Here is a 25,918-nt window from a genome sequence, read left to right on the forward strand (position 1 = left end):
TCACGTCGTCATCCTCCTCGGGATGTAATGCCAAGCAAGTAAACGATTCTCGATTGCCATCACAGTGAAGGCGAGCAGCATGCCGAGTACTCCGGCGACGATGATCAGTGCGAACATTCGATCGGGAACGGATTGGCTCAGCAGGATTTCCTTGCCGAGTCCGGGAACGCCGGCGATCAGTTCGGCGCCGATGGTCAGTAGCAAACTCAGTGTTGCCGAGATGCGAATTCCCGTGAAGATGTACGGCATCGACGCGGGTGCAACTACGAGAGCGAGTCTGCGCCACAGGGGAAGCCGGAAGGATCGTGCGGTGGCAAGTAGTTCCGGATCGACGTTGCGGACGCCGTGGATGGTCTGGAGCAGGATCGGCCACACGCTCACCGCCACGATCAGCGCCACCGCCATACGTTGTGTCGGGCCCATGATCAACAGAAAGAGCGGGATGATCGCGAGCGGAGGCACGGTCCGGCAGAAGTCGATGACGAAGCGGGAAGAGACTGTCAGAAACGGGTGCGCGGCAAGCAGCAGTCCTGCCGGGATACCGATCACCAGGCACAGAGCCAATCCGATGGCGGTTGTGGTCAAGGTCTGTCCCAATGACGTCCACAGCGAAGAGGTGCCGAGCTCGTCCACGAACGCCACTGCCACGTCACTGAACTTCGGAACACCCTTGACGTTCTCGTCGCCCAGCATTCCGAAGACCTGCCAGGCGGCTGCCAACGCGAAGAGCGACAGCAGCCGTCCGAGCAGTACCTGCCTGCGGCGTGTTTTCGGGGTTCTCAAGGCAGGCAACTCAGTTGGCCGGAGTCAGCAAGGAATCGCTGTCAACCGACTCCGTCAGAACCCCGTACTTGACCAGCAGTTCGATCTCCGTGCCGAGTGCGCCCGGTTCCACTACTGCGACGAACTGAGGATTCTTGCTGTTGGCCAGCATTTCGAGCGGAATCTTGGCTTGTGTCGAGAGTGCAGCCTTGACCGCGCCCGGATTCTGATTGGCGTAGTCAACTGATTTGGCAAGCGCTGTACGGAATTTCGCGAGTGAGTCCGGGTTCGCATTGACAAACGATTCCGAAGCGACCAGCGAGGTCCCCGGTACACCGGGTGCGGCCAAGGGGAAGGGGTGGCCGAGGATCTTCAGCCCCGAGTCGGTTGCTTTGCTCAGGAACGGATCGATGAGGAATGCCGCGTCGGCCCCGCCGGTGGAAACCAGGTCGCCGAGGTTGGGCATGGGCGCCTGAATGAACGAGACCTTGGCCGCTGCTCCGCCGGATTTCTCCACCGCGGCAGAGATGACCGCTTCGCTGACGGACTTCAAACCGCTGATCGCGACGGTCTTGCCTTCGAGGTCACGGAAGCCGCTGACGGAACTGTCCTTGGCGACCACGAGACCGGACTGGTCGACGCTGTCATTCGCGGCAAAATTCGTGAGCCCGCCGACAATGGTGACGGGCATGTTCTGGCTGCGTGCCTGAATTGCGGCAGCGGCAGTCGTGGCCGCCATATCTGCATTTCCGCTGAGCAGCAACGGAATTTGAGCCGACGAGCTGGCCCCGCCCTCGACCAGTTGAATGTCGAGCCCCTCAGCGGTGAAGAATCCCTGCTCCATACCCAGCCAGATCGGTGCGAAGTCCGCGATCGGCTGGGGTGCGATACGAATCGTGGTGGTCTGGGTGCCCCCGTCGTCGGAGGCCGTGGCGTCGCTCGAACAGCCTGTCAGTGCCAAAGCGGCTGTCGCAACCGCGGCCAGGGCAACAACTCTGAACCGTGGTGTCGACCGAAGGGTATGTCCAACCGTCATGTCCGAAAGCCTCTCGCTGGGAAAGATAGGACTTCCTTGCCGGGAGTCCGGTGGGAAGGTGAAGACGCTCAAAGAATTCCGTACGCCGGAACGATTGTTGTGACTATAGTAATTTCCTAGGCGAATGCCAAGGGTTTTCCAAGAACACGAGATTTCGGATCGCCGGGTACTCACACGGCACCGGGAGGGGATCGGATGACGAAGGGTTCTGCGTCCGCCGTCGACAAAGCGCTGGATCTGCTCGAGGCCATCGCGCGCTCGACCACGCCGATGAAGCTCAGCGAACTGGCAGAAGAAGTCGGGATGCTCCGTCCGACTGCGCACCGAGTGCTCGGAGAACTCGCGAACCGTGGTTGGGTCTTCCGCTACGACGGTCGCTATCTCCCCGGCCCGGCTGCACTGCAGGTTTCCCACGAAGCGGCAGCGCATTCGTTGGCGGCCTTGTGCGATCCGACCATGCGGGTGCTGTCCGAGAGCACGGACATGATGGTGAATCTGCAGGTTCTCGAGAGCGGCGGCACGCGGATCATCGCGGCGCTGCGTCCCGAGCGACTCAAGATGATCACTCGGATGCTCGGGGATCTGCTTCCGCCGCACCGGTTCGCGGGTCCGCTCGCATTGGTGGCGGCACTCGAGGACAACACCCGGGCGCCCTACCTGGCGATGGTGGAGAAGAGTGGCTATCCACTGGAAGGCCCCACCGGCTTTCTCGCCGACATCGCCGAGACGCAGAAAACCGGATTCGCCGTTGTCCACAAACGATCTCAGGACATCATCGGTTCGGTCTCGCGTGCAGTGTCTTCCCGCAAGGGGTCTCCGCTCTGTGCGTTGACGGTGATCGGTTTCGATACCGACTTCGATGCGAAAACGACGCGAATGGTCGAAGAACACCTGCTGCGGGCCACCGATGAAGTGCAGCAACTCCTCACTGACCACACTTCGGGCAAGCGCCCGTCCGACACAGGAGAAGAAGGATGATTCCACGGACCGAGGGCTTCATCACCGTCGCAGACGGCGAACGGGTCTGGTACGAGACTGCCGGCGAGGGCCCGGATCTGATCCTCACGCACGGTCTCGGCGGAAATGCGGCCGTCTGGTACCAGCAGGTGCCCTACTTCGCTCAGCATTATCGGGTGATCAGCTGGGATCAGCGAGGATTCGGCCGCTCTACCAACGAGAACGGCAACCACGGCCCGGTAGCGGCCGTCTCTGATCTGATCGAAATCATGGACCTGTTGGACGTCGATCGAGCCCATGTGGTGGGCCAGTCGATGGGTGGTTGGGCCGCACTGGGAACCGCGATCGCTGTTCAGGACCGGGTGGAGTCGGTAGTACTGGCCTGCACGACCGGCGGCATTCCCGTCGGCTTCGGTCCGGACAGCGCACCGCCCCTCACCGCAGCGCCCGTCACCGCGCGGCCTCTGGGGGAACATCCCGCTGTGGGCGGACGGCTGCCGAGCTTGGACATGGCCAGGGCATATCTGTACCAAGCTCTCGGCACGTTCGGCCATCGCCCACCTGACACCGAGTTCTTCCGAATTCTCAAGACCCACAACTATTCGCCGGCCGAACTTGCGGGGGTGGCTGCACCGGTTCTCCTGATCGCAGGTGAGCTGGACGATTTGATGACACCCGAGCGGATTCGCAGCGCAGCCGAGTTCCTGCCTCACGCAGAAGTGGTCGAGCTTGCCGACCGCGGCCACTCCCCTTATTTTGAGGACCCACACGCGTGGAACGAGTTGGTGGCGCACTTCCTGGCCGATGTTCGTGCCCGTCCAGTGCGCTGAAATCGGCTACTCGCCAAACATATTCCACTTCCGAGGAGACCTAATGGATTCATCTCAGACCGTCGAGTTCATCCCACCCGCTTTCGACACACCGTTCTCCACCGGAGTGCGCGTCGGAGACGTTCTGTATCTGTCGGGTCAGATCGGCATGCTTCCCGACGGGACCTTGGCCGACGGCTTCGAAGCGCAAGCCCGCCAGACCATGGAGAACATCGTCGCTTCGTTGATCGCCTACGGATCCGGTGTCGAAGCGATCTTCAAATGCACTGTCATGCTTGACGACATGTCTCGCTGGCAGGAGTTCAACAAGGTCTATCTCGAGTACTTCCCGGCATCGAGACTGCCGGCACGTAGCGCGTTCGGAACAGACGGACTGGCACTGGGTGCGCACATGGAAGTCGAATGCATGGCGTACACCCCGCGGGTCTGACTGCTCGCGCGCACTAGTCGTCCCAATCCACACGTTCAGCCAGGCGCAGCAATGTGCGTCGGCGTGTAGTGCTGGTTTCGCCGATGTGCGCGATCCGGCCGTAGACGTGAGCCCGAAAGTTCTCGATACCGTCCCGATTCTGTTCCTGCGCAGACGTATTGGCGGCATTGTGAAGCAGGGCGCGCAGACGATCGTAATCGTCACGCGGATACGACGGTTGGTCGTTGATCACCAGTCCGGTGAGGTGTTGGCGTCGATGAGGGCGCATCACCTTGGTCTTTCGCGGATGGACGGCAAACCCTTCGTCCCTGGCGATCTGCTTAACCGTCCACAGGAGGGTGCCGACGTCTGCCACTTCGATTCCGGAGAAGGCGAGGTCGTCGGCATATCGGGTGTAGGTGAGCCAGTTCGCTTGTGCGAGCCCGCTCAACCGGATGTCGAGTTTGCGCGCGACGAGATTCGCCAGTGCAGGCGAAGTGGGCGCACCCTGTGGCAGATGCGCGGATCGTAGCTGCGACGCCTGCGCGTACGGCAGACCGCGCAGGGTATCGGCAGGTGTTGTGACGGTGCACAATCCGGTGAGAGCTCCTGCCACTGCGGGTGGATACCCGAGGGCGGCGAAGGTCGCGTGGACTCGCTCACCGGTGATCGACGGGAAGAACTGTGCGAGGTCTACACCGATCACGATATCCGACTGTGCGTGCGGCGCTGCAAAAGTCAGCGGACTTCGACCACGGACAAACCCGTGGGCCGCGTCGTGTGCGGGCACCTGGTCGAGTATGCGGCGCAATATCTTCCGTTGGATTTCGCGCAACCGGGGTTTCGGTATCTCGAGGAGGCGAGCGCCGGCCTTCTTGCTGATCTGCATTGGCCGGTAGTGGCGTAGCGGTAGGGGTTTCGTACGCAGCCACTCCCCGCGGTCGGCAAACCACTCGAGTTCGGAGATCGTCAGATCCAGTGAACGCGCCAGATCTGCACTGGTGTTGTAGTGGGGGACGTCGAACCGCCACACCGAGGATTCGTTGGTGTCGAGTGAGACCGGGACTGGTCGAAGCCGCGGCAGTTCGCGTAGCAATCGGTACAGGGTCTGTGGTTCGAACGGTGGGGCCGGCATGAGGTCGAGCACTCGGACGGCGAGTGATGTCGCTGAGACACCGTGGACCTTTCCGAATGCCTCTTCGAGCCCACCGAGAGTCCATGGAGCATCAGCGGCTGCAACTGCCAGGAGTCGCGCCAACTCGGGATCGAGCTCGAAGTCACGCATGATTCGAGCCCGGGATGCGGCGGCGTGGGGTGACCAAATCCTTTGTCCGGAGCGGCGGCAAGCACGCGGAGCGTGCCGAGCGCCGGTGGACGCAGTATCCAATTCTTCTGGCCGACCCAGGGGTTACCCCTGAGACTGGTCGCGTGGACCAACTCTCACCCACACGCCGCCGCATTCCTTCACAATGGCAGACCGTTCGGTATCTGTCACCTGCCAGGTGCAGACTCTCAGACCGACGAACGATCCGAACCGACGAACTCGCTGATCCACGGCACTACTGCTTCGCGAACGGTGACCGCTTGCGGCAGTAGTCCGTTGTTCAGCAGGAGATCGGCCGCGCGCTGCTGCTCGTCGAGGAATTCTTCGGTGACGGCGTTTACACCGAAAGGACGTCCGCGCAGTGCGGCTTCCCAGGCGTCGAGGCTTGCGGACCCGCCACGCTTCTCGACGTCGTCGACGAAGATTTGTGCGGCCTCGCGGGGGTTGGCTTCGATCCAGGCGTCGGATTCCTGCAGAGCCTCGATGACCGCCTGAAGCGCCTCCGGGTTGGTGTCGGCGAAGTCGCGCCGGGTGAACCACAGTGACGGGTGGCTGAAGAGTCCGTCGGTGGCGATCAGCGTGCGCAGTTCGTGGTTCGCTTCGATGTCCGTCAACCCCGGGTATGCACCCACCCAGGCGTCGATGGTGCCGTCGACGAGGTCCGCTCCACCGCCACGGACGTCGGTGTCGACGGGGACGATGTCGGACCACGTCAGTCCCGCCTGATCCAGGGCGAACAACAAAAGTGTGGTCTGCCACGATCCGTGCGCGATGCCGACGCGCTTGCCGCGCAGGTCCTCTACCGACTTGATCTCGGAATCGGCCCTGACCACCAGGCGCCCGTTCTCCACTCGGGGACCGGAGATTCCGATGTAGACGAGGTCGCGGCCCTGGGCCAGCCCGGTGACGGGCGGCGTGAAGCCGGTTCCGATGACGTCGTATCCGCCCTCCTCGAACAGCCAGTCCGAGTGCAGGGTCGGCAACGCGTTCTCCGGGTTCACCGCGGGCTTGGCGGGAAGCTCACGCAGGTCCACCCACTCGACGTCGGGGAGACGGCGTTCGAGGATTCCGGTGTGGCGCAGAACGAACAGCGAATTGTTGTGTGGGAAGTATCCGACGCGAACGGTCATGAGATCTACGGTTTCCTGTTCTGAATCTGTGATGGGGTGGTTAGATGAGGCCGCGTCGACGCGCCTCGTCGGCGAGTCCGCTACGCCCCCACTGGACGGTGAGGTTGGACGGATCGAATTCGACCGAGCCGCCGAGGGATTCGGCGATCGCCTGGAACTGTGCGCCTTCCTCGAGGAGGACGACGAACTTCGCGAGGTCGAGCAACCCGCTGCGGCCGATGACGTTGACCCCGCCGTTGGCTTCGAAGATCGCGACGAGATCGGGGTCGTGCTCGAGGCGCTCGAGGATGAACTCGCCGGCAGATCGTGACCGATCGATGTGCGGCGGAATCTCTCGGGAGAGAGTCAACCTCTGCGAAGCCGCGTAGCGGATCGGCAGTTTCCGGTGTGTCTGGGCCCAACCGCCGAGCCACGGGGTGTGGATGTGGACGACGCTGGTGATCTCCGGATGCTGACGGAACACGGACGCATACCCGGTGACAAAACCGGCCGATCCCGTACCGGACAGCACCTCACCGTCGAAGGTGGCGACCACTGGTGACACCGATGTGTCATCCGCCCACGGTCCCGGATCGTTCAGGGCGACTGCAATTTCGGTGTCCGGCACGCGTTCGACGAAGTTGACGGTCCCGTTGGCCGCAACCGTTCCGGTCTTGCGGAAGACGTCGAAAGCCTTGTCGGCTGCTCTACGTGCTTCCTCGACAAATGCTGCGGTGTCGGCATCGAGACGGGTTTCGGTGGTGGTCATCGGGTCTCCAGTCCTGAAGGTGTGATCGGGGTGCGCTGCAGAAGAGGTAGAACTTCTTCGCCGACGCGGTAGGCCTCTTCGAGGTGCGGGTTACCGGCGAGAATGAAGGCGTCGACGCCCAGTTCGCGCAACTCGTCAAGTCTTTCGGCGACCTGCTCGTAGCTACCGACCAGACCGAACGCCGGTCCGCCGCGGATCAGGCTGAAACCGCACCACACGTTGGGCTGCACTTCCAGATCCCGGTAGCCGGTGATGTGTTCGGGCACCCAGCCTTTGATGCGGGCAGCGCCAACCGAATCACCCTGCGCTGCACGATCGGCAGCGCCCTTGTCGACGAAGGCCCAACCCTTCTCGATCTCGGCCCACGCGGCTTCTTCGGTGTGCCGGGCGACGACGTCGATGCGCACGGCGAACTTCGGGGTGCGTCCGAGTTTGGCCGAGTTCTCCCGCACACCGTCGATCTTGGATCTCAAGTCGGCGTACGGCTCCAGCCAGGAAAGGTAGTAGTCGGAGTGCAGTCCGGCGGCGGCGACGGCTGCAGCCGACGATCCGGAGAAGTACACCTCGGGAAACGGCTGGCCGGCAAGTCCGGGTGGCAGTGCGGCGCCCTGGGTTTGGAAGAAGCGACCGTCGAAGTCGAAAGGTTCGCCGTCCCAAACACCTTTGAGGACATCGAGGAACTCGGACGTCCTGGTGTAGCGGTCGTCGTGGTCGACCTTGTCGCCCCACCACAGCTGAGGCGCTCCGCCTCCGCCACTGATGATGTTGTACACCAGACGTCCGCCGGTTGCGCGCTGCAGACTGGCCGACATCCGCGCGGCCTGCACCGGGTGAAGGAACCCCGGTTGGAACGCGACCATGAAGCGGTACGTGGTGGTCTCGGCGGCCAACGCTGCTGCGGTCGCCCACGGATCCTCGGTCATCGGGAAGGACGGCAGCAGTCCACCGAGAAAGCCAGCGGACTCGGAAGCCTTTGCCACTGCGGCCATGTGGTCGATGTAGCTGTAGCCGTCCAATTCGCCGCCGCGGATCGCGGGAGCGATGTTGCCCGGCCCGTAGCCACCGGCGTCGCCGCGGTTGTAGCGGCGCGGGGTGCGCAGCGACGCATGGTCGCCCTCCATCCCGATCCGCCAATAGAAATCGATACTCATGCGGTGGCCTTCTCTTCTTTGCGGATCCGACCCTCGGGATCGACCAGGTGCAGGAGATGCTCGCCCGCCCGGTGCAGCTCTTCGATGTGTGGCCGACCGGACAGGACGAAACCGTCCACGCCGAGATCGCGATACGACGACAATCGCTGCGCCACTTCCTCGTAGCTTCCCACGAGGCCGATACTGTGCTCGTAGCCGATGCGGTCGAATCCGGACCACAGGATGCCGCCACGATCGATCTCGAGTGCCGCGGAATCGGATTCTCTCAGTTGTCGTTCGACGCGAGCCCAGGCTTCGTCGGCTGTCTCCCGCGCGATGATCGGGATGCGCAGGACCTTCTCGACTGTCCTGCCGAGTTCGGACGCTCGGTCGTCGAGGGCGGTGATCCGCGTCGACAACTCGTCGCCGGCGATGGTGAACTGATGGACGTCGCCATGGTGGGCGGACAGTTCCAGAGCTTCCGGAGAGTCGCCGGTCAGATGCACTCGGGGAAAAGGGAGTCCGGACAAGATGCCTCGGAACCCGCCGCCGAGTACGTCGTAGTACTCGCCGTCGAAGTCGTAGCCGGTACCGCCGAATCCACCTGGCAGAATCTGTTCCTCGTTCCACACACCGCGTGCGACGGTCAGAAACTCCGCGGCGCGAGCGTAGCGGTCGGCTCCTCGAACCACGTCACCGCGAGCGGTGGCATCGTCGGCGTCTGTGTCGACCTTCACTCGCCACTCGAGACGACCTGCCGACAGACGCTGAAGTGTCGCAGACATTTTGGCGGCATAGACTGGAGTGCCGAAAGTAGGGTGAAACTCGACGACCACTCGCGAATGACGCGTCTGACGTAGTGCTGCGGCAGCAACGATCCAGGATTCTTCTCCGCCCGGATCGTACGGTGCGACTACCCCGTCGACGCCCGACAGTTCGGCTGCCAGAACGATCTGCGCCAGTTCGTCGAAGGGCCCGAAGTTTCCGGGGCGAACATCGGTCGCGATGGTGGCGGGGCGTTGCGCGCCGAAGCCGCCGCGACTGTTGAGCGCGGCCACCGCCCGGCGTCCGTCACCGCGCGAGGGTAGCTCCCAGTAGACGTCCGTCATTCTTCTGCGCCCTTCTGAGCAACAAGCCTGCGTGCCTGTTCCAGGGGTTCATGCGCCACCCACGACTGCAGGTCGAAGTCGGCGGCGAGGAAACCGTGCGCGTACAGGAATTGCTTCTGCACCCCGAGCAGGTCCACACGCTCGTCCGACAGGCTCAAGTGCAGTCCGGTGTGGAAGTTCTCGCCGTACGCTGCCACCACACCTTCGGGCCCCGACTGTGTTTCGGTCTGCAGCACAGCCCGGACCTCGTCGAGGTTGGCTGCCGCCCAGTCCGCCGCCCTCAGGCTCTCGGCGAGGAAACCGACAACGATGTCCGGACGCTGTTCGAGTAGATCGGCGTGAACCGTGATCGGGCGTGGAGTGCCGTTGTTGACGCGATCACGCAGGGATGCAGTGGAATCGAGATCGACGGCCACCGCGAGGCCGTGTTCGCGTGCAACTTCCTGGGCGCGGGCTCCCTTGACGTAGATGGCGTCGACGTCGCCGCGTAGCAGGGATTCGACGCCCCACGTCGTGTTGCGACTGGAGGAGGCAGTGCGGACCTCGGGGGCTGCCGTCGTTGCTACCTCGACGAGCGTGACGTCGGCAAAACTCAACCCGCCCAGCCGAAGTGCCGAGGCGAAGCCGTGCAGAGCCATGGCGCGAGGAAAGCTCCTGGCCTGGTCCGCCGCCCAGGCCGGGATTCCGATCCGAGCGCCGGCCAGCAGGCCTGCTTCTCGGATGTCGGAGTCACCGCGCACCAAGATCGCCTGGGCCTCGTCGATCCAGGTGAGTCCGATCAGCCTTGTCGGTGAACCACCGGCACGCGCGGCCAGCGCGGGGACGTTGCCGCCTTCGCGAATGAGTCCGGAGAGTTGGTGGTCGAAATGGCGCACTGCCAACTCCGGTCCCGCATCTTGCAGAACGCCGAAACGCACTCCGGATTCGTTTGCCGTCCGGTCGAGCCAACCGAGGCTGTTGGCGAGTCCGCTCGCGGTGGGGACGGGGCAGCGGGTGTACCAGAGTGTGTCGATTGCGGAATCAGCGATCAATGTCATGACTGTCCTGTCCGTCGGGGAAGGTGCGGCCGACGCCGAGCTCCTTCAGGAAACTCGCTCGGTAGCGCAAAGATTCGGGATCGTTCCGATCGCGGGGGCGTGGCAGGTCGATGTCGACGTCCACGGCAAACCCACCCTTGTCGAGAATGAGCACGCGGTCGGCGAGTCGTACGGCTTCGTCGACGTCGTGAGTGACGAGCAATACCGCGGGACGGTGACGCGCGACCAGATCGCCTACCAGGTCTTGCATTTGGAGCCGCGTCAGAGCGTCGAGAGCGGCAAAGGGTTCGTCGAGTAGCAGCAGTTCAGGTTCGCGGACGAGGGCACGAGCCAATGCGACGCGTTGGGCCTCACCGCCGGAGAGGGTGGCAGGCCAGGCTCGGTGCTTGTCCGCGAGGTTGACCTCGGAGAGAGCGTTGCGGGCGTTGTCGACCACCTGGCGCGATCGCTTTTGTCCCACTGTGACATTGGCCAGAACTCGCTTCGACGGTATCAATCGCGGTTCTTGGTAGACGACCGTGCGGTCGCGCGGGACCAGCACCTCACCGCTGTCCGGTGCTTCCAATCCGGAGAGCACTCGCAGCAGTGTCGTCTTGCCGGTACCGCTGGGACCGAGGAGGACGACGAACTCACCGCGCGTGATCTCGAGGTCGATACCACCCAGAATAGTCTTGTCGCCGAACGACTTACGCACTCCGGTGAGCGAGACCGCTACCGGTGATCCGGCCCGTCGCTCGGCCGCGGTGGTGCCGGTCCGCTCACGGGTTGCCAACGGCGGCAGAGGTGCTTCGGCGGATGGAAGCGAGCCGATGGTTGTATTCGTCATCGTGCCACCGACAATCGCCGCCACGGCATCGAGTACCGCTCGATCAGTCTGACGATTGCATCGAATATCAGACCCAGTGCCGCGTACATGACGATGCACAGAACCATGTAGTCGGTGCGGTTGTATTCCTGCGCCAGGGTGACCAGATATCCGATACCCTCGCGCGTGCCGACCTGCTCGGCTGCGATCAATCCGGTGATGCTGAGCGACAGGCAGATTCGAAGCCCCATCAGAACACCGGGGAGGGCGGTCGGAAGAATTGCCCCGAAGACCAGTCGCCAACCGGTCAGGCCGAAACCCTGTGCCGCTTCCACCATCTTTCGGTCGACTCCGCGAACTCCGAGGTAGGTGTACGCGTACATCGGGGCGACGGTCGCGACGGCGATCAGTACCACCTTGAAAGTTTCGTCGATACCGAACCAGGCGATGAACAACGGAACGAGCGCGAGGAACGGCACCGCGCGGTTGATCTGCATGGTGGAGTCGATCAGCTCTTCACCGAGCGAGGAGAGACCGGACAGAACCCCGAGCACCAATCCCACGATCACACCGACCGAAACACCGAGCGCAGCACGTTGAAGCGACGCGAGACCGAAGTCGACCAACTGGCCCGACTCGTACAGCTCGGCGAAAGCCGTCCACACCGCCGGAGGTCCGGCCAGGATCTCTTCGCGGATCAGCCCGGTAGCCGACCCGATCCACCATCCGGCAACCAGCAGCGCGGGCACGAGGAAGCGGAGGGGGATCGAGACCCACTTGGGCCTGCTGCGATTGCGCCGGTAACGCGGTGTCTCGAGTTGCGGATGCTCCACTGACGGCGACGCAGTTCGTGCGGGCCGGGTCAGCGTCACCATCGGGTCACTTCCCCTCGGCGGTGGGCGCTGCCGCTGCCGAACCTGCCACAGCACCCTGGAGGTCGAAGATCACGTCACTGCCCTTGATCGGCTGCTGGATCACCTTGTTCTCGGCGAACAGCGTGGAGATGGATTCGAGGTCGGTGGCATCCGCTGCGGTCGGGTAGCGGAAGTTGGTGATCTGGCCGCCCAGGGTGATCGCGTCGTCGAGTCGCTGTCCGGAGAGAGCACGCGGACCGGTCTGTTCGAAGACGTTCTCGAATGCTGCCGGGTCGGCCTGCTGCTTCGCGGTGAGTTCCTGCGTGACCTCGAGGAACTTCTGGACCACCTCGGGATGTTCTTCGAGAATCGCGGTGCGGCCGGCGATGATGGTGCTGTCCACGGAGTCGATGCTCGCTTCGGTTGCGATCTCGACCGCGCCCTTGGCCTTGGCCTCCTGGTAAGGAATCAGGAACGAGGCCCAGGCGTCGACCTGCCCGGTGGAGAATGCCGACGCGGCGTCTGCCTGTTGCAGCGGAACACGTTCGACGGAATCGATCGGCACTCCGGCCTGTGTCAGAGCCTTGAGCGTGATGTACTCGCCCTTGCCTGCCGGGTTGACGGCAATGCGCTTGCCGGCCAGATCGGCCACGGTCTTGATGCCGGATTCCGGAGTGGCGATGATGCCGGCCTGGTCCTTGTTGTACGGGTCCGACGTCGCAAAGATGCGGACACCCACGTCCTTGGACAGTGCGCCGACGACGGGACTGTATGCGCCGGTTTGGATGTCGAGTTCGCCGCTGTTGAAAAGTTTGAGGTTGGAGCTGAATCCCGGTGTGGTCTTGACCCATTCGATCTTTGCGCCCAGCGGTGCAAGCGCCTCGTCGTAGGTTCCGTCGCGCTTGCCGACGGCGATGGCACCGGAGTTTCCGGGATCGAAGACCTTGAGTGTGAAGGCTGCGCTGGAATTGCCTGCGGCGCTGTCGGAATCGGAAGACCCACACGCCACCGCCAACCCGGCCAGCGGGATCATGGCGAGCGCAGCGGCAGCTCGTGGCAGTCGGCGGAAGCGGGACATGTATGTGGCTCCTTCAGGCGTTGAATCGTCAGAACTGACGACGATGACGCTATTGGGTGCCAGTCCGTTTTACCCCCGTTTGTTTTCTGGAGATTGGAAATCTTGACAACATCGGAAGTCTGTTCATCTGGGCTTTTGCAGGTCTCCATCTGCTTCCTTTCCATCTGATGGAAAGGATGGCCGGACTGCTGGGTCCGTGTTAGCGTCCGATTCTCAGGTCGATCAGGCCACAGCGAAAGGATCGTTCGTGACGGACGCACGCGGCGCGGGAGTTCAGACGGTAACCCGTGCCCTGACCATGCTCACATGTTTTCGCAGTGGCGAAGAACTGGGAGTCTCGGAAGTTGCGCGGCGACAAGAGCTTGCGGTCAGCACCACGCATCGATTACTGCAGTCGCTCGTCGACGCAGGGTTCCTCGAGAAGGACGACGCAACCAGTCGGTATCGCATCGGCGCGGCGCTGGCGGCCTACGGGCAGGTCTCCTACCGGCAGCATCGAATCTATCTGTCCGAGCCTTACTTGGAGCAATTGGCCGCGACGACAGGAGCATCAGCCTCGCTGGCAGTGCGAAGCGGAAGTGAGGTGGTGTTACTCGGTTTCAGCCGGTGGCGTGAGGCCGACGGACACGTGCTGCAGGGTGTTCGCCTTCCCTTGCATGCGAGCGCACTGGGGAAAGCCTTTCTGGCCTGGTCCGATGTCGACGACTCGGAACTCGCTGCCCTGCCACGTGAAGCGACCACCCAGCGTGCGATCACCGATGTTGCCGGTATCCGTCGGGAGTTGGAATTGACCCGCGAGCGCGGTTACGGATTCAACGACGAGGAGTTGACCCCGGATTTCCGGACGATCGGAATTCCGATCGTCGATGGATCAGGCACTGTGCGTTACGCTCTCGGGCTCCGTGGCCCTGTGGAGTTGATGATCGACGAACGGATTCCGTTCCTCGCGGATCTTGCCAAGGTGACTGCACGACAGATCGGTGAGGTCCTTCTCTGAATTGATGTGAAAGCGCTTGTGGCAGATCCGGCCGAACGTGATTACCGTTGAAGTCGAGGGCGCGATCGCACAATGGCTACGCGACGTGACCGCGTCCTCGCGAGCGTGGAGACGAGTGATGACGACGATCGGTGTCGTTGCCCTGCTGGTGGGTGTCCTGTTGATCGTGGTCGAGGCGCATGCCCCAACCGCGGGGGTGCTCGGTGCGCTGGGGGCTCTTCTGATCGGTGCGGGCGTCTGGATGCTCTTCACGTCCGACGGTATCGGCCAATTGATCGCGATTCCGGTGACGGCGGGGGTTGCGGTGGTCGGCCTGGGCGTAGTGGCGGTAGCGAGCCGAAAAGTGCTTACCGCGCGCCGCGCGCCCGTGCGTACCGGGACCGAGTCGCTTGTCGGCTCCGATGCGACGGTCCGCAGTTGGACCGGTGTGCAGGGTCAGGTCGAGCTGGACGGCGGATTATGGAGTGCTCGAATGGAATTCGGGTTCGACGATTCTGCACCTGCCGTGGGCGAATCCGTCGTCGTGGAGCAGGTTCGAGGCCTGACTCTGAAAGTGCGTCGTCGTGAACCGTGGGAGCTGCCGCTATGACCACCGTCCTTGTTGTGTTGTCCGTGTTTGTTGTGCTGATTGCAGTCCTTGTGGGTATGTCGGTGAGAGTTCTGCGCGAGTACGAGCGCGCAGTCGTGTTCCGCCTCGGTCGACTGATCACCTTGAAAGGCCCAGGCCTGGTGATTCTGGTTCCGGCCATCGATCGCATGGAGCGGGTCAGTCTGAGAACCGTGACGCTGAAGATTCCGGTCCAAGAGGTGATCACCCGCGACAACGTTCCGGTGAAGGTCACCGCCGTCACGTACTTCCGGGTTGTCGACGCGGACCGTTCGATAGTCGAGGTCGAGGATTTTCTGGCTGCCACCTCGCAGATCGCCCAGACCACACTGCGCTCGATTCTCGGCAAGGCAGAGTTGGACTCGCTGCTCTCCGAACGTGAACGTCTCAACGAGGACTTGCAGAAGGTCATCGACCAGCAAACCGAACCATGGGGAGTCAAAGTCACCACCGTGGAGATCAAGGACGTCGAGATTCCAGCCAACATGCAGCGCGCCATCGCCCGGCAAGCTGAGGCTGAACGAGAGCGGCGAGCCAAGATCATCAACGCCGACGCGGAGTTTCAGGCTTCGGCCAAGCTGGCCGAAGCGGCAGAAGTGATCAGTCGCAATCCGACCACCCTGCAACTGCGTTACCTGCAGACGCTTCACGAGATCGGTAGTGAGAACAACTCCACCGTTGTCTTCCCCTTGCCCTTGGATCTTGTCCGGCCCTTCATGGGCGGCCGAGTCGAGGCTACTCCCGCGACCCAAGAACCTGCCCGTTTCGCCTGGAATGCGAAAGTTGTTGATTAGCAGCTAGTTTCGTTTCTCCACCTCTTGTATTCGAAACTGTGTTCGAATACGATTGCTGCATGGACAGCCGGGAAGCATGGCAGCTGGATGGTGAGGACCTCAAGGGTGAGGTTCTGGATCTGGTGCGTGTCCGGCACGAGTTGCAGTCGCGGATGGTGTTGTTGATCGTGGAGATGTTTTCCCGGGAGACTGTGGTCGGGAAGGGTTTTCGGGCGATCGCGCAGTGGTTGCATGGTTCGACGAATGTGGAGATCGGTGAGTGCAGCCTGCTGGTCAGTCTGGCGCGGCTGTTGTTGCTCGAACCTGTTGTGGCGGATGCTTTTCACCGGGGTGACGTTGATGCGTTGAAGGCCCGTCAGGTGGCGTCGTTTTGTCAGCATCCGCCGAAGAACATGACCCCGGCGGATGTCGACAAGGCCCGCGGGATTTTGCTTGACCTGGCGTCGAAGAACATTGCCGATTGTGATGCGGTGCGGGCGGCGATTCGGCGGATCGAGAAGCAGTTCGGAAAACGCGAGGACGGCGTCCCGGTCGGGGAGGATTCGGAGCGCAACGAGTTCTATGCGTCGAAGGGCTTGTACGGGCGCGTGTCTGTGAAGGGTGATCTGGATGCCGTGAACGGGGCCCGTCTGATCACGTTGCTGTCGAGCCTTTCGGCGCCGACGCCGGAGAAAGACGGCGTGAAAGACACTCGCACTCCGGCGCTGCGGCGGGCGGACGGGTTCTGCGAACTGTTGCGACGGTACGAGCGGGCGGGGTTGGGTCCGATCGAGGGCGGGGTGAAACCGCACATCACGCTGACTGCGTCGGCGAAAGACATGACCGACCTCAAAGCCTTGAAGGATCTCCTGCCGTCGACTCAGGAACTGGGGTTCGCGTGGACGGATTGGGTGGGCCCGATCAGTATCGACACCGCACGGATGTTGGCGTGTGATTGCACGGTCACCCGGATTTTGTTGGATGAGAACGGGGTTCCGCTCGACTGCGGCAAGGAAGCAAGGACCGCGACGGTTCCGCAGCGGCGGGCGTTGGCGGTGCGTGATGGTGGGTGCGCGTTTCCAGGGTGCGGGACACCGTCGGGATGGTGCGATGCCCATCATATTGTTCACTGGAATGATGGTGGCCCAACAGATCTCGACAACCTGGTCTTGTTGTGTGGCCATCATCATCGGACACTGCACCACACGCAGTGGCGAGTCGAGATCGGCCCCGATCGAAAAACGGTGTTCTATCCGCCGATGTCCGTTGATCCGTATCAGCAGCCGATCGGCGGGAACAGTCCACCCACAGCCGCCTGAACGGGCACAAACTGCAGACGCGAGCACCGGGGCATCACCATGCCCCGGTGCTCGACGTGTGTTGTCGGACTCGCGAGTGGGATCAGACCATCGTCGAGATATGTTCCGGTAGCTCGACGTTGGAGTCGAGATCGTCAGACGGAATTGGTTCACCGAAGAGCGTGGATGCAGGAACTACTCCAGCCCAAACGGTTTCGACACCGATGTCGGCGGCATCGTCACCGGGCCCGCCGGCGCGGGCCTTGACGGAAGCCTCGTACAACGGCAGTGCAAGAACCACGGTAGCCGCCATTTCCTTGCGCGTGTGATCCCGAAGATGCTGGGAACGACCGGGAACCACCTGGTCGACGATCAGATTCAGCGCCTTCACTCGCTCGTCGCCGTCGGTCACGACTCGAGGTGATCCGACGATGATTCCGCTGCGGTAGTTCATCGAATGATGAAAGCCCGACCGAGCCAACACGAGTCCGTCGAGGATCGTGATGGTGATGCAGATTTCGCTGTCGGGAGCCAAGCTCCGTGAAGCCACTGAACCGTGAACATAGATAGACCCACCGCGGTCGGGGCCGTCGAGGTCGAACCCGTAGGCGGTGGGAAACACCATGGGAACTCCGCCGACGGTCACGCCCATATGGCACAGCTTCGCGGACTGCAATACGTCGACGAGGGCTGCTCGTTCCGCGACACCGTGGTGGCGGGCCCGCTTGTGCGTCGTACGTGCTGTCGGGGACAGCGGTGCAATAACTGCTGGGACGGTGAGGACAACGGAATCTGTCATGCAGACAATGCTGCTGGCAAAGTGGCTTCAAGTCATGATCCAATCAGTGGAGACTTCGATAGGCCACTTTGGAAAGGTTCTGATGTTTCTTCCTTCGGCGGTAGCCGTAGTCCTCGACCGGACGGATCGGCGGGCGCTTCCGGTCCAGGTCGCCGACCATCTCAGAGCTGACATCCGCAGTGGTCAGGCGGCGGTCGGTCTGCGGTTACCCAGCTCCCGGAAGCTGGCGTCAGAGCTCGCGGTGGCGCGGGGCGTCGTGGAACGGGCGTATGAGCAGTTGATCGCAGAGGGATGGCTGGTCGCTGTGCACGGTTCGGGCACCTTCGTTGCCGAGGCGCCCTCCCCCGTGGTCACTCCCACGACTACGACCGCGAAGCCCGCCGAGAAGGTGTTGCCCAGGGTGCGGCTTCGGCCCGGTGTGCCGTGGACGCCGCCGCGCGCGTCGGCAGCGTGGCGTCGAGCGTGGCGAGACGTCGGGGCCAAGCCACCACCATTCGAGGATCCCGATCCCGCGGGTGACTACGAATTACGCTCGGCACTATCGCAATTGCTGGCGAGGGCCCGAGGTATGTCGGTCGAACCCGAGCGAATCCTGATCACCTCGGGTGCCACCCACGGCCTCGGCCTGGCCCTGTCGGCGTTACGCACCAGTGGTGCAGTCCTGGCGATGGAAGATCCTGGATATCGTTACGCATCCTCGGCCGCAACGGCATGCGGATGGTCGTTACTGGACGTGCCGGTTGATGCGCACGGTCTCTGTGTGGACCAACTCGAATCGGCACCGGAGGACGTTCGTGGCGTGTATGTGACACCGTCCCACCAGTATCCGACCGGAGGGCTGCTTCCCGTCCGTCGTCGTAATCAGTTGATCGACTTCGCTCGAGCCCGCGATGTTGTCCTGTTCGAAGACGACTACGACTCCGAATTCCGCTACGACGTAGCACCTTTGCCTGCGCTTGCGCAGTTGGCTCCGGACCGGGTGGTGTATCTCGGCACGGTTGCCAAGACGCTCGGCGCGGGAATTCGACTGGGCTGGTTGGTAGCTCCTCTCGAATTGGTCGACCGCATAGCAGTACACCGCAAGCGAATCGGCGACTTCCCCTCGGCTCCGCTGCAGCAAGCACTCCTGTCCCTACTCCGTGACGGCGAATGGGATCGGGCGGTGCGCACGGCACGTCGTCGGTACCGCGAACGAGATCGTGCAGTGGAGGAGGCGCTGTCACCGTTCGGCGAACTGCGCGGACTCGGCGCCGGCATGCATACGACGCTCATACTCGACGCAGATTTGGCAGAGGTCGTTGCCCGCGAGGCACTCGAACACGGCGTCGAAGTGCCCACCCTGGTCGAGTCCACCCGAACGCACGGAGACCCCGGCGGATTGGTCATCGGCTACGGGCGGGTGGAATCCGCAGACCTCGAATATGCGCTCGCGGTGATAGCCGAGTGCCTCTCACGTCACAGCGCGTGAAGTCTCGATCATCGGGAGTGCGGCAACGGACGGGCGTCGTCGAGTTCTAGCGTCCACTCGTGACGATCCGAAGCCAGACCTTTCCGCACCTGCTCGCACCAGGCGCTATCGGCCCGATGACGGTGCCCAATCGCGTCGTTCTCCCTGCCATGGACATGAATCTGTGTGAAGACGGGGAAATCGAAAAGGGCGACATCGACCACTTCGTGGCGCGCGCGGCCGGTGGAACGGGTCTGATCATCACCGGTTGCTGCGCTGTTGCGTATCCGCTGGGCTGCACCAGCCGCAAGGAACCGGGGCTCTCGGAAGACCGGTTCATCCCCGGACTCAAAGCATTGGCCGACGCGGTGCACGACGCGGGCAGCAAGCTCTGTGTGCAGATGACACACCACGGCAAGGTGGCGCGCATCGATACCCTCGACGGCCGACCGCAGTTGGTCCCGTCCACGCCGAAGCTGCCGGGTGACATGAGTGCGATGGCCGATTGCACACCCGAGGAACTGGGCAAGATGGCTGCCATCAACGAGGGCAAGAGGGCGACCTACCACGAGGCCACCAAGGAAGATCTTGATTGGCTGGTCCGCATGTTCGCCGAGGCTGCCGGACGGGTGAAGGCGGCGGGCGGCGACGCCGTCGAGATTCACTGTGCCCATAACTACGTCCTTGGAGCGTTCCTGAGTCGGTACACGAATCAGCGCAGCGACGAGTACGGAGGTTCGATGGAGAACCGTGCTCGCCTGGCTTGCGAGGTTATTCGGGCGGTCAAGGAGGAGGTCGGCGGTTCGCTGGCCGTCATCGTGCGTCTGGCCGGTCAAGAGTATGGGGAAACCGACGGGCTGACGGTCGACGAGGCTGCTGCGGCCGCGAAGATGTTCGAACAGGCCGGCGCCGACGCCATCCATGTCACCGGTACCGCACTGAATGCTTTTGCCAACTTCACCGACGGCCCCCTGCCCGACAAGGTCGGCTACTACACCGACAATGCAACTCGAATCAAGCAGGCGATCTCGATTCCCGTGATCACCGTCGGACGTATGCTCCCCGAGGTCGGCGAGAAGATGATCGCGGAAGGCCGCACGGACTTCGCCGCAATGGGCCGTCAGCTGCTGGCAGACCCACAGTTGGTGAACAAGCTCAAAGACGGTGCACCCGAGCGTGTTCGGCCATGCATCAATTGCTACGTCTGCGTGCAGGAGAACTTCTGGGACGAGACCCCGCTGTGCGCTGTCAACCCTGCACTCGGCAACGAGGCGCTGCTCCCCTTCGTTCGCACCAGCACTGCGAAGCACGTTGTTGTGGTCGGCGCGGGCCCCGGCGGTCTCGAGACGGCCCGCGTGGCAGCTGAACGTGGGCACCGAGTCACGGTGTTGGACAAGTCCGATCGCCTCGGCGGCACCCTGTGGTTCTCGAGCCTCACTACCCCGGACAACGGGCGTCTGCTCAGCTGGTTGAAAGTGGAAATCGAGCGTCTCGGTGTCGATGTTCGACTGAAGACCGAAGCCTCGGTCGCCTCGATCCGGGCACTGAACCCCGACGCCGTCGTCGTGGCTACGGGTGCAGTTCGTGAGCGGCCGAGTGTTCCGGGCGGCGATCTCGCGCACGTACATACCGGTGACTCGTTGCGCGCCTTGATGACCGGCGCCGGCGATGTCTCCCAGGTACCGCCGTTCCTGCGGACGATGGCCAAGTTGGGCAAGCTGTCCGGTATCACCAAGAGTCCCGCGGCGATCCGAGCTGTGACTCGCAAATTCCTGCCCATGGGCAAGGACGTCGTGGTGATCGGTGGTTCGCTTGTCGGACTCGAGCTTGCGGAGTTCCTGGCCGAGCGCGGTCGCAATGTGACGCTGATCGAAGAAGGCCAGCAGTTGGGCATTCCGATGGCGATGCCGCGCCGCTGGACGGCTGTGCGTCACGCCAAGCATGTCGGTGTGAACATTCACCGCAATTCAACGGTGCAGCGAATCACCAAGGAGCACGTCGAATTCCGTTCCGGTGACAAGACACTGACAGCTTCGGCCGACATGGTTGTCGTCGCTTCGGGTGTGTCGGCGCAGGCGCCACTGGCCGACGCTCTGATCGGCGTCGTCTCCGACGTGCATGTCGTTGGTGACGCGGTGAACGTCGACTACATCGAAGGTGCGATGCACACGGCGTGGAAAGTTGCGATGGACCTGTAGTTCAGCTTCAGGTAGCGCTTTGTGCCGCAACGATATCCGGCCACCATCGGGCCGCGACATCTGGATGCGCGCGTAGTCGACTCTTGAGGGCGTTCGCCCCGTAGGAATCGTGGATCGGGTTGTTCGCGTCCACGGTGACGCCGGTGGCGCGCGCCGCGAGTTCGGGCGGTAGGTCGAACTCCGGGATCTGTGCCGCATAGTTCGGGTTGAAGAAGAACGGCACCGAGATACGTTCACCGTCACCTTCGGGTGAAACTACGCGGTGCACAGTCGCTTTCAGGTAGCCGCCGGTTGCCACTTCGAGCAGTTCGCCGATGTTGACCACCAGCGCCCCGTCGATCGGCGGTGCGTCGATCCAGTCGCCGTCGTGCTCGACCTGCAGACCACCCTTGCCTGGTTCGACATAGAGCAGAGTCAGCACGCCCGCGTCCTTGTGCCCGCCGACGCCCTGGGAGCCGGCACCTTCCGGGCGTCCGGGGTAACGAACCACTTTGATGAGTATCGACGGATCGTGAGCGAACGCGTCGTCGAAGATGTTTGCGTCCTGCCCCAGCGCTACCGCCCATTCGCGCAAGAGGCTCAATGCGATCGAGGTGAGCGTGTCGTTCCACTCGGTGATGACGTCGCGGAGTTCGGGAAGGGCGTCGGGCCACTGGTTCGGACCCTGCAGGATCTCCCAGGCCGGTGAGGTGTCGGTGCGCTCGGCCGCGGGCTGTTCGGCGCCGATGTCGATCTGCTCGCGCCAGTCCTGCTTGCCTTCGGTCAGTTCACCGCCGAGCCGGGTGTACCCACGGAAGTGCGGGCTGCGGACGTTCTCGATCGCGAGCTTCTCGGCAGTCGGAAGCGCGAAGAACTCGCGGGCGACGTCGAGGAGGCGTCGCTGCAGGTCGTCGGGAATTCCGTGGCCGACGAGATAGAAGAATCCGACCTCGTGGGTGGCCTCGCGGAGCTGAGTGCGGAACTGCTCGGCTGTGTCGGGGTTCTGCGCCAGAGACAGATCGAGCACTGGCAGCGACGTAATCGACATGGGGTCCTCGATCCGTGTGATGGTTCTGATGTCCATCATTCCACGCTGATCGGCACACGGACCCGCGCGGCGATTCAGCAGCCGCAGACGTGATTACCCGCGCGGATGCGGAAACACCCTGCGGATAACAGAATCGGGGCCTTGCGCCGTTGGCGCAAGACCCCGAATCAGTTTGAGTCGAATTACGCCTCATCGGCTCCGATGATGAAGGCCTCGAGCTCGGTGCGAGCCTTGTCGTCAGCCATCTGGACCGGCGGGGACTTCATCAGGTAGGCGGAAGCCGGGTAAACCGGTCCACCGATGCCGCGGTCCTTGGCGATCTTGGCTGCGCGGACGGCGTCGATGATGATGCCGGCAGAGTTGGGCGAATCCCAGACCTCGAGCTTGTACTCCAGGTTCAAGGGAGCGTCACCGAAGGCACGGCCTTCGAGGCGGACGTATGCCCACTTGCGGTCGTCGAGCCACTCCACGTAATCCGAGGGACCGATGTGGACGTTGCGGTCGTGAACCTTGCCGGCAAGTGCACCGGTCAGGTTGGACGTCACAGCCTGCGTCTTGGAAACCTTCTTGGACTCCAGGCGATCACGCTCGAGCATGTTCTTGAAGTCCATGTTTCCACCGACGTTGAGCTGGTAGGTGCGGTCCAGCACGACGCCGCGGTCTTCGAACAGCTTCGCCATCACGCGGTGGGTGATGGTGGCGCCGACCTGGCTCTTGATGTCGTCACCGACGATCGGGACGCCGGCGTCCTTGAACTTCGCAGCCCACTCCGGGTCGGAAGCGATGAAGACGGGCAGGGCGTTGACAAATGCAACGCCTGCGTCGATCGCGCACTGTGCGTAGAACTTGTCAGCGTCGTCGGAACCGACGGGCAGGTAGGAAACGAGGACGTCGACCTTGGCGTCCTTGAGTGCCTTGACGACGTCGACGGGCTCGGCGTCGGACAGCTCGATGGTCTCGGCGTAGTACTTGCCGATGCCGTCGAGGGTCGGGCCACGCAGCACGGGAACGTCCAGCGGCGGGACGTCGGCGATCTTGATGGTGTTGTTCTCGCTCGCGAGGATCGCCTCGGAGAGGTCGAAGCCGACCTTCTTGGCGTCGACGTCGAATGCAGCGACGAACTGCACGTCGCGGACGTGGTACTTACCGAACTTGACGTGCATGAGGCCGGGGACCGTCTGGGTCTCGTCGGCATCCTTGTAGTAGTGGACGCCCTGAACCAGGGACGAGGCGCAGTTACCCACGCCCACAATGGCTACGCGCACCGCGGTGCTGTTCTCACCCATGGTCGGGTTCTCCTTCTTTCCGGGATGTTCCTGTTGTCGATTGCTCGGCTGCGATCAATTCGTTGAGCCAACGCACTTCGCGCTCACTCGATTCGAGTCCGAGCTGATGGAGCTGACGGGTATAGCGGTCCAGCGATCCGCTGGCCCGACCGACGGCCTCGCGGAGCCCCTCGCGGCGCTCCTCGACTTGACGTCGCCTGCCTTCGAGGATTCGCATCCGCGCTTCTGCGGGGGTGCGACTGAAGAAGGCGAGATGAACGCCGAAACCGTCGTCGGTGTAGTTCTGCGGCCCGGTGTCGGCGACCAGTTCGGTGAACCGTTGCCGACCTTCCGGAGTGAGCTGGTAGACGCGACGCGCCCGACGCTTGAGAGTGCCGGTCGCAGTGTCGACGTCTTCCGAGATCAATCCGTCGGCTTGCATGCGCCGCAGTGCCGGGTACAGCGATCCGTACGAGAACGCGCGGAATGCGCCGAGCAGACCAGTGAGCCGCTTACGCAGCTCGTATCCGTGCATCGGTGACTCGAGGAGCAGCCCGAGGATTGCGAGTTCGAGCAACTGACAAACCTCCCGAGTCGTTGAACCTAACCGCTTGATGCGATAACCAACTATATCGCGCCGATATATAAAACCACACTGCGGCCTGATACGTGTACCAAGGTGTCACGGCTAGATCAGGGCTTGAACGGGTAAATCGACATGATTTCGCCGTCGAGGGCAGCGGTCAGGTACCCGCTCTCGTCGAGGTCGTTGCCGACGTGAATCTGGATGGTCGGAACATTTTCGGTGCTGTCGACCGAGACGTATCGAGTGGTCGGATTTTGCACCGACGTCGTTGTTCCGGCGCCGTCGAGCAGGGCGATCACGATGCGAGGATCGAGCTGTGTGACGTCGATCTGTGCCACGTCGGGTTCGCGCGATCCTCCTGAAGTCGTGTCCTCGAGATCGCCTCGGTAGTAGCTGTCCAGGCTCTTGCGCGGCGCGGCAGGATCGGCGCGCGTTACGCGTGCGTAAGTGGGATAGATGGTCATCTCGTCGACCAGTCCGCTGCCGTACTCCGTTTCGATGGCACGGAACATCGCACCGAGGCCGTCGACGGTGTGCAACTGTGGCTCGGGGCTGGAGAAGATCGTGACGTCGGACGCGGCGTATTTGATTCCGAAACCGATAGCCGAGACCAGTGACAGAGCGATGATCACAACGGCGATCCAACGCGTGTCCAGCGAAGGTTCTTTCCGAAGAACGGGTAGGGACGCCTCGGTCTGCAGATCGAACGTCAATTCTTCGAGATCGCCGAGAGTGACTGCAACCGCGGCGAGTTCGGTCAATTCGTCGTGCTCGGCCGCGGTGAGTTGCCCGTCGGCGAAGGCGGAGTCCAGCACTGCGCAGGTGGCCTCGCGGTCGGCGTCGCGAGCACGGGTGGTCCGGGTCAGATCGTTCGGCATGTCCGAGGCCTATCGAGGAGTGAAGGGAGACAAGCGGATCGGGCGGCCATCCGGGGTCAGCTCCATCGAGCCGCTCGCGCCGAGTTCGTTGTCCACGTAGATGGAAATACGTGGATCTTGGCCCGACGAACTCATGCTGATGTGTGAGACCTTGGCGTCGGGGACGTTGAGATTGGCGGACGCTCCGGCCAGGTATCCGGCGAGTTTGTCGATGTCGACCGAGGCGAGGTCGAAGGTAGTCGTGCTGGCCGCCCGGGTCGACGTGCTGTCGCCTGGTGTGAAGCCTCCACGAAAGTCGATGTCCTCCTCCAGATTCGGCGAGACAGCGGCGGCGCGAGTGACGCTTGCATGGCCGTCGTAGAAGTTGGCGGAATCGATCATCGTCGTGCCGTACTTGGCGCTGTATCTGGTGATGAATTCCCCGATCCCGCTTGCAGTGACCGTGTTCAGCGTCGAACTCACAATGGGGGCAAGCGGTCCGACCGGTTCGGCTGCAGCCGGTGGAGGCGGTGGGGGTGAATCGTCGGCGGACAAGGTGAGGAACCCGATCATGCCCGCGAAGACAACCGAAGCGGCCGCGAGGTACCAGATCTTGTCGATACGACGAACTTTGGCGACGGCGTTACGCAGCGTCGCTTTCTGCAGATCGCGGACCAGTAGATCGAGCTGGCCGAGAGTGGTCGCGGTCATGGCCGATGCCGTTCGGTTCGCATGCTCGTCCGCCGTGATCTGTCCGTCGGACAGGGCGGAGTCGAGAACGGCACAGGTGTCGGAACGGTCGACGTCGCGCGCGCGGGTGCGCGTGGAGGTAGTAGTCGGGGACCCACTCACCGG

26 protein-coding genes are annotated in these 25,918 nt (G+C 62.9%); 9 read left to right on the top strand and 17 right to left on the bottom strand.

Features of this window, described 5'->3' with window-relative positions; genetic code table 11:
- Together ACWF6P_RS03160 and ACWF6P_RS03165 are read right to left on the bottom strand one after the other, a co-directional pair.
- Entirely contained in the window at nucleotides 1-783 is a 783-nt protein-coding gene (locus ACWF6P_RS03160; protein ID WP_452619943.1) for an ABC transporter permease, read from the bottom strand.
- A gap of 10 nt (nucleotides 784-793) precedes the next feature.
- The gene (locus ACWF6P_RS03165; RefSeq protein ID WP_452619944.1) at nucleotides 794-1,798 is read right to left on the bottom strand and encodes an ABC transporter substrate-binding protein; all 1,005 of its coding nucleotides are present in this window, start codon (nucleotides 1,796-1,798) and stop codon (nucleotides 794-796) included.
- Between the two features lie 195 nt (nucleotides 1,799-1,993).
- On the opposite strand from ACWF6P_RS03165, the gene ACWF6P_RS03170 reads away from it, so the two are divergent.
- The 3 genes from ACWF6P_RS03170 to ACWF6P_RS03180 are packed head-to-tail and all read left to right on the top strand — an operon-like array spanning nucleotide 1,994 to nucleotide 4,015.
- Complete coding sequence (locus ACWF6P_RS03170) at nucleotides 1,994-2,776, top strand: IclR family transcriptional regulator (RefSeq protein ID WP_019746079.1); 783 nt, start codon at nucleotides 1,994-1,996, stop codon at nucleotides 2,774-2,776.
- Nucleotides 2,773-3,585, top strand: coding sequence for an alpha/beta fold hydrolase (locus tag ACWF6P_RS03175; RefSeq protein WP_452619945.1), 813 nt, complete (start codon nucleotides 2,773-2,775; stop codon nucleotides 3,583-3,585). Before ACWF6P_RS03170 ends, ACWF6P_RS03175 begins: the two co-directional genes overlap by 4 nt.
- A 43-nt stretch (nucleotides 3,586-3,628) precedes the next feature.
- Nucleotides 3,629-4,015: a RidA family protein gene (locus ACWF6P_RS03180; RefSeq protein ID WP_003946047.1), complete on the top strand. Its 387-nt coding sequence runs from the start codon at nucleotides 3,629-3,631 to the stop codon at nucleotides 4,013-4,015.
- A 13-nt stretch (nucleotides 4,016-4,028) separates the two neighbouring features.
- Here the strand turns inward: ACWF6P_RS03180 and ACWF6P_RS03185 are convergent, their stop codons facing one another.
- From ACWF6P_RS03185 to ACWF6P_RS03225, 9 genes are all read right to left on the bottom strand, one after another.
- Entirely contained in the window at nucleotides 4,029-5,279 is a 1,251-nt protein-coding gene (locus tag ACWF6P_RS03185; protein ID WP_452619946.1) for a reverse transcriptase family protein, read from the bottom strand.
- A 227-nt stretch (nucleotides 5,280-5,506) separates the two neighbouring features.
- A complete protein-coding gene (locus ACWF6P_RS03190) occupies nucleotides 5,507-6,448 on the bottom strand; it encodes an ABC transporter substrate-binding protein (RefSeq protein WP_452619947.1) in 942 nt (313 codons plus the stop codon).
- Between the two features lie 40 nt (nucleotides 6,449-6,488).
- A complete protein-coding gene (locus ACWF6P_RS03195) occupies nucleotides 6,489-7,196 on the bottom strand; it encodes a class II aldolase/adducin family protein (protein ID WP_452619948.1) in 708 nt (235 codons plus the stop codon).
- A complete protein-coding gene (locus ACWF6P_RS03200) occupies nucleotides 7,193-8,347 on the bottom strand; it encodes an LLM class flavin-dependent oxidoreductase (protein ID WP_378541396.1) in 1,155 nt (384 codons plus the stop codon). The genes ACWF6P_RS03195 and ACWF6P_RS03200 overlap by 4 nt, the downstream gene beginning before the upstream one ends.
- Entirely contained in the window at nucleotides 8,344-9,435 is a 1,092-nt protein-coding gene (locus ACWF6P_RS03205) for an LLM class flavin-dependent oxidoreductase (protein WP_452619949.1), read from the bottom strand. Before ACWF6P_RS03205 ends, ACWF6P_RS03200 begins: the two co-directional genes overlap by 4 nt.
- Nucleotides 9,432-10,472 carry an ABC transporter substrate-binding protein gene (locus ACWF6P_RS03210; RefSeq protein WP_452619950.1) on the bottom strand — a complete coding sequence of 347 codons (1,041 nt, stop codon included), beginning with the start codon at nucleotides 10,470-10,472 and terminating at the stop codon, nucleotides 9,432-9,434. The genes ACWF6P_RS03205 and ACWF6P_RS03210 overlap by 4 nt, the downstream gene beginning before the upstream one ends.
- Nucleotides 10,456-11,298, bottom strand: a complete 843-nt coding sequence (locus tag ACWF6P_RS03215; protein WP_452619951.1) for an ABC transporter ATP-binding protein — start codon at nucleotides 11,296-11,298, stop codon at nucleotides 10,456-10,458. The genes ACWF6P_RS03210 and ACWF6P_RS03215 overlap by 17 nt, the downstream gene beginning before the upstream one ends.
- On the bottom strand, nucleotides 11,295-12,152 hold the full coding sequence (locus ACWF6P_RS03220; protein ID WP_378448484.1) for an ABC transporter permease: 858 nt from the start codon (nucleotides 12,150-12,152) through the stop codon (nucleotides 11,295-11,297). The genes ACWF6P_RS03215 and ACWF6P_RS03220 overlap by 4 nt, the downstream gene beginning before the upstream one ends.
- 4 nt (nucleotides 12,153-12,156) lie before the next feature.
- On the bottom strand, nucleotides 12,157-13,209 hold the full coding sequence (locus ACWF6P_RS03225) for an NrtA/SsuA/CpmA family ABC transporter substrate-binding protein (protein ID WP_452619952.1): 1,053 nt from the start codon (nucleotides 13,207-13,209) through the stop codon (nucleotides 12,157-12,159).
- A 247-nt stretch (nucleotides 13,210-13,456) separates the two neighbouring features.
- On the opposite strand from ACWF6P_RS03225, the gene ACWF6P_RS03230 reads away from it, so the two are divergent.
- The 4 genes from ACWF6P_RS03230 (at nucleotide 13,457) to ACWF6P_RS03245 (ending at nucleotide 16,905) form a co-directional block, all read left to right on the top strand.
- Nucleotides 13,457-14,206 (top strand): IclR family transcriptional regulator, encoded by a 750-nt coding sequence (locus tag ACWF6P_RS03230; RefSeq protein ID WP_378448482.1) that lies wholly within the window; start codon nucleotides 13,457-13,459, stop codon nucleotides 14,204-14,206.
- Nucleotides 14,207-14,324: 118 nt separating this feature from the next.
- Nucleotides 14,325-14,795 (top strand): NfeD family protein, encoded by a 471-nt coding sequence (locus tag ACWF6P_RS03235; protein ID WP_378639762.1) that lies wholly within the window; start codon nucleotides 14,325-14,327, stop codon nucleotides 14,793-14,795.
- Nucleotides 14,792-15,607, top strand: coding sequence for a slipin family protein (locus ACWF6P_RS03240; protein ID WP_378639765.1), 816 nt, complete (start codon nucleotides 14,792-14,794; stop codon nucleotides 15,605-15,607). The genes ACWF6P_RS03235 and ACWF6P_RS03240 overlap by 4 nt, the downstream gene beginning before the upstream one ends.
- A 59-nt stretch (nucleotides 15,608-15,666) precedes the next feature.
- Nucleotides 15,667-16,905, top strand: coding sequence for a DUF222 domain-containing protein (locus ACWF6P_RS03245; protein WP_452619953.1), 1,239 nt, complete (start codon nucleotides 15,667-15,669; stop codon nucleotides 16,903-16,905).
- Between the two features lie 82 nt (nucleotides 16,906-16,987).
- Here the strand turns inward: ACWF6P_RS03245 and ACWF6P_RS03250 are convergent, their stop codons facing one another.
- Complete coding sequence (locus ACWF6P_RS03250; RefSeq protein ID WP_452619954.1) at nucleotides 16,988-17,683, bottom strand: pyridoxamine 5'-phosphate oxidase family protein; 696 nt, start codon at nucleotides 17,681-17,683, stop codon at nucleotides 16,988-16,990.
- Nucleotides 17,684-17,765: 82 nt separating this feature from the next.
- On the opposite strand from ACWF6P_RS03250, the gene pdxR reads away from it, so the two are divergent.
- Complete coding sequence (pdxR, locus tag ACWF6P_RS03255; protein ID WP_452619955.1) at nucleotides 17,766-19,151, top strand: MocR-like pyridoxine biosynthesis transcription factor PdxR; 1,386 nt, start codon at nucleotides 17,766-17,768, stop codon at nucleotides 19,149-19,151.
- Nucleotides 19,152-19,210: 59 nt separating this feature from the next.
- Entirely contained in the window at nucleotides 19,211-21,328 is a 2,118-nt protein-coding gene (locus ACWF6P_RS03260) for an oxidoreductase (protein ID WP_452619956.1), read from the top strand.
- Between the two features lie 7 nt (nucleotides 21,329-21,335).
- On the opposite strand, the gene ACWF6P_RS03265 is transcribed toward ACWF6P_RS03260, so the two are convergent.
- The 5 genes from ACWF6P_RS03265 to ACWF6P_RS03285 all read right to left on the bottom strand — a co-directional run bounded on the left by ACWF6P_RS03265 (nucleotide 21,336) and on the right by ACWF6P_RS03285 (nucleotide 25,915).
- Complete coding sequence (locus tag ACWF6P_RS03265; RefSeq protein ID WP_378530119.1) at nucleotides 21,336-22,394, bottom strand: isopenicillin N synthase family dioxygenase; 1,059 nt, start codon at nucleotides 22,392-22,394, stop codon at nucleotides 21,336-21,338.
- Between the two features lie 143 nt (nucleotides 22,395-22,537).
- Nucleotides 22,538-23,641, bottom strand: a complete 1,104-nt coding sequence (locus ACWF6P_RS03270) for an inositol-3-phosphate synthase (RefSeq protein ID WP_378448474.1) — start codon at nucleotides 23,639-23,641, stop codon at nucleotides 22,538-22,540.
- Nucleotides 23,634-24,197 (bottom strand): PadR family transcriptional regulator, encoded by a 564-nt coding sequence (locus ACWF6P_RS03275; protein WP_003946014.1) that lies wholly within the window; start codon nucleotides 24,195-24,197, stop codon nucleotides 23,634-23,636. Before ACWF6P_RS03275 ends, ACWF6P_RS03270 begins: the two co-directional genes overlap by 8 nt.
- 116 nt (nucleotides 24,198-24,313) lie before the next feature.
- A complete protein-coding gene (locus tag ACWF6P_RS03280) occupies nucleotides 24,314-25,084 on the bottom strand; it encodes a DUF1707 SHOCT-like domain-containing protein (RefSeq protein WP_378541416.1) in 771 nt (256 codons plus the stop codon).
- A gap of 9 nt (nucleotides 25,085-25,093) precedes the next feature.
- Complete coding sequence (locus ACWF6P_RS03285) at nucleotides 25,094-25,915, bottom strand: DUF1707 SHOCT-like domain-containing protein (RefSeq protein ID WP_378650239.1); 822 nt, start codon at nucleotides 25,913-25,915, stop codon at nucleotides 25,094-25,096.
- Nucleotides 25,916-25,918 lie beyond the last annotated feature (3 nt).

It is taken from the genome of Rhodococcus sp. NPDC055024 (genome assembly GCF_053608585.1).